We start from the raw sequence: 3829 nt of genomic DNA, 5'->3' as shown, positions 1-3829 counted from the left end.
CGCCCCCCACCCACCCCTCCAAAAAAAAAACAACCCCCCCCCCCCCCCCCCCCCCCCCACCCCCCCCCCCCCCCCCCCCCCCCCCCCACGCTGCGATCTTTTGATCTTTTTTCCCACACATCGACTCGCCATCTGTCCTATAGACAGATGCCCGACATCGGCAGATTATTGCCCCCGCAACACCCACCCATCGAGAGATCCGTCATGAGCAAAAAGCCAGCGAAACATGGCCCGAACAAGGCCAAATCCATCATCGCCCAACCCCTGTTCCGCAGCCGCCAGGAACGACCAACCAAGGGAAAAGGCAGCTACCGCCGCGAAGCCTTCCAGTCTGACAGCTGGGAGGCTTCTTACTTTCTGGCTGCCTGAAGCACAGTACCCCCCGCTCATGTTAAGGTCTGCACCTGATTCGTATCCTCTGGAACCGTGCATGCCCTTCAGTCTTTCCCGTCGTTGGCCCGTTCGCCAACTGATCGCTGCCTCCAGCTTCATTCTGCTTGTCGCCTGCGCGGAAAAACCTACCGCCGCCGATGCGCAACCTCTTCAAGCCGCCCCTGTCGCAACAGCCCCAGCGATCATCCCGCCGGTAGTGCCGTCCGCCGACCCTCTCGACCTGCAGCCTACCCAGACCTTTGCCGAATGGCAGGCAGGTTTTCGCAAGGATGCCCTCGCCGCCGGGATCCGTGCCGATCTGTTTGATCGTGCATTTGCCAATGTCAGCTTCGATGCCAGCGTGATCAAGGCCGACCGCAGTCAGCCGGAATTCTCTCGTCCGGTGTGGGAATACCTCGACGGCGCCCTGTCGCCGCTGCGCGTGCGCAAAGGTCAGGCGCTGATCAGTCAGTACGCTGACATCCTGCAAAGCATCGAACAGCGTTACGGCGTTGATCGCCAGGCGCTGGTGTCGGTGTGGGGCATGGAAAGCAATTTCGGTCAGTTCCAGGGCACCAAGTCAGTGATCAACTCACTCGCGACCCTGGCCTACGAAGGCCGGCGCCCGGGCTTTGCCCATGCGCAACTGATCGCTGCCCTGCAAATTCTGCAACAGGGTGATATCACTCCGGAGAAGATGCTCGGCTCGTGGGCCGGTGCGATGGGGCAGACCCAGTTCATTCCGACCACCTACAACACCCACGCCGTGGATTTCGACGGTGACGGGCGCCGCGATATCTGGGGCAGCCCGGCGGATGCGCTGGCCTCCACCGCGCACTACCTGCAAAGCTCCGGCTGGCAGCGTGGTCAGCCGTGGGGCTTCGAGGTGCAACTGCCGAGCGGTTTCAACTACACCCTGGCCGATGGCGCGATGCGCAAGACTGTTGCCGAATGGCGTCAACTGGGGGTGATCCTGCCCAACGGCGGTCAGGCCCCGGCCGGTTCGGAACAACTGTCCGCCGCCCTGCTGCTGCCGGCCGGTTACCGTGGCCCGGCGTTCCTGATCCTCGATAACTTCCGGGCGATCCTCAAGTACAACAACTCGTCGTCCTATGCACTGGCGGTCAGCCTGTTGTCCGAGCGCTTCAATGGCGCAGGCCTGATCAACGGCACATGGCCGAAAGACGATCTGCCATTGAGCCGTTCCGAACGCATCGAATTGCAGAATCTGCTGAGCGCGCGTAACTACGATGCAGGCACGGCGGACGGGATTATCGGCGCCAATACGCGCAAGGCGATCCGCAGTGCCCAGCAGTCGCTTGGCTGGCCGGCGGATGGCTATCCGACGCACAAGTTGCTTGAGAGCCTGCGTACCCAATAGAACGATAATCGTATGGCTGATGCCGCCTTCGCGAGCAAGCCCGCTCCCACATTGGATCTGTGTACGACACGAATCAAATGTGGGAGGGGGCTTGCTCCCGAAGACTGACTCACTGGCAACCAAACCCTAGCGTTTGATCACTACATCCTGTTCCAACATCAATTCCTTCTTCCCGGCATCCAAGCGAACCAGCGCCCCCATCGGCAACGTCAGGTTCGGATCGCAATGCCCGCTGCGCCACCCCGACAGCACCGGAATCCGCAACGGTTCGAAGGTCTGCTTGAGCAAGCGGTTCAACGCCTCGACATCGACCCCGGCGACATCCCCCACCAGCACACCGCGCAATCTGGCCAGCTTGCCAGCCAGACGCATCTGCGTGAGCAAACGGTCGATGCGGTACAGCGGCTCGTTGACGTCCTCGATCAGCAGAATCACGCCCTCGACATCAATCTCATAGGGTGTGCCCAGCGTTGCGGCGATCATCGCCAGATTGCCGCCGAGCAAGCGCCCGTGCGCAATGCCCGGTTCTACCGTGGTCAATGGATAAGCCACCGGATGGCTCAGCACACTGCCCGCCTTCAACTGCCCGCGCAGCAAGGCGAAGAATGAAGTGACGGTGGGCGGCTCTTTGTCCCCCAGCAGGTCGGCATTGAGCAACGGGCCGTGAAAGGTCACGAAGCCTGCGTAGCGACTGATCGCCAGATGCAGCGCGGTAATGTCGCTGTAGCCGACAAATGGCTTGGCATGACGGGCCAGCAGGTCGTAGTCGATCCGGTCCAGCAGGCGCGGCGTGCCGTAACCACCGCGCAGGCAGATGATCGCGTCGACCTCGGGGTCGGCGAACGCGGCGTGCAAGTCATTGAGCCGCACGTCATCGCTGCCGGCCAGATAGCCGTCCTTCGCGTAGACGCCGGGAAACACCTTCAGCGCATAGCCGCGGGCACGCATCCACTGCACAGCCTTGTCAGTGTCCAGTGCGCCGGGGCCGGCAGGGGCAATCACACCGATCAGCCCTTCGGACGGCAGCGCCGGCACAGGCTTATGCGGAACAAGGGTGTGGGTCGGTCGAACAGTCATCCGTGGGGCTCCCTGTGAAATCATGCACACACAGTAGTCAGGTACAAAGACAAACAAAAGAGGCGAGATCACCAATAAACTGTGGCGAGGGAGCTTGCTCCCGCCGGGTTGCGCAGCGACCCCAGGTTTTACGGAACGGCTTCGCCCCTGGCGCAAGCAAGCTCCCTCGCCACAGGTTTTCGCAGGCCCAAACAAAAATACCCGCCGAGGCGGGTATTTTTTGCAGGCTATCAACGCCGGATCAGGAACCGAGCAGCTCGGCCTTGACCAGTTTCGCCTGCTCGTCAGCGTGATACGAGGAACGTACCAGCGGGCCGGAAGCGACGTTCTTGAAGCCCATCTTGTAACCTTCCTCGGCGAACCAGGCAAAGGTGTCCGGGTGCACGAAACGCTGCACCGGCAAGTGGCTGCGCGACGGTTGCAGGTACTGGCCGAGGGTCAGCATGTCGATGTCGTGTTCGCGCATGCGCTTCATGACTTCGATGACTTCTTCGTCGGTCTCGCCCAGGCCGAGCATCAGGCCGGACTTGGTCGGAATGTGCGGCATCATCTGCTTGAAGCGTTGCAGCAGGGTCAGCGACCACTGGTAGTCCGAACCCGGACGCGCAGCCTTGTACAGGCGCGGCACGGTTTCCAGGTTGTGGTTGAACACATCCGGCGGCTCGGCGGCGGTGATTTCCAGGGCGATGTCCATGCGGCCACGGTAGTCCGGGACCAGGGTTTCCAGCTGCACGTTCGGCGACAGCTTGCGGATCTCGCGGATGCAGTCGGCAAAGTGCTGGGCACCACCGTCACGCAGGTCGTCGCGGTCAACCGAGGTGATCACCACGTACTTGAGCTTGAGGTCGGCAATGGCGATCGCCAGGCTTTCCGGCTCGTTGACGTCCAGTGGCTTCGGACGGCCGTGACCAACGTCGCAGAACGGGCAGCGACGGGTGCAGATGTCGCCCATGATCATGAAGGTCGCGGTGCCGCCGGAGAAGCACTCGCCCAGGTTCG

4 protein-coding genes are annotated in these 3829 nt (G+C 62.0%); 2 read left to right on the top strand and 2 right to left on the bottom strand.

Annotated features, from left to right (window positions below):
- Window positions 1-204 precede the first annotated feature (204 nt).
- Entirely contained in the window at window positions 205-369 is a 165-nt protein-coding gene (gene arfA, locus ACIOUG_RS26270) for an alternative ribosome rescue factor ArfA (RefSeq protein ID WP_285418376.1), read from the top strand.
- 61 nt (window positions 370-430) lie between these two features.
- Window positions 431-1753: a lytic murein transglycosylase gene (locus ACIOUG_RS26265; RefSeq protein WP_401069967.1), complete on the top strand. Its 1323-nt coding sequence runs from the start codon at window positions 431-433 to the stop codon at window positions 1751-1753.
- Window positions 1754-1879: 126 nt separating this feature from the next.
- Here the strand turns inward: ACIOUG_RS26265 and ACIOUG_RS26260 are convergent, their stop codons facing one another.
- On the bottom strand, window positions 1880-2830 hold the full coding sequence (locus ACIOUG_RS26260) for an LD-carboxypeptidase (protein ID WP_401069965.1): 951 nt from the start codon (window positions 2828-2830) through the stop codon (window positions 1880-1882).
- A 241-nt stretch (window positions 2831-3071) separates the two neighbouring features.
- Window positions 3072-3829, bottom strand: a 758-nt coding sequence (lipA, locus tag ACIOUG_RS26255; protein ID WP_401069963.1) for a lipoyl synthase, incomplete at its 5' end; no start/stop codon positions are given.

It is taken from the genome of Pseudomonas sp. NPDC087803 (assembly GCF_044742995.1).
Taxonomy (GTDB): Bacteria; Pseudomonadota; Gammaproteobacteria; order Pseudomonadales; family Pseudomonadaceae; genus Aquipseudomonas.
This window is presented reverse-complemented; position numbering and strand designations above follow the sequence as displayed.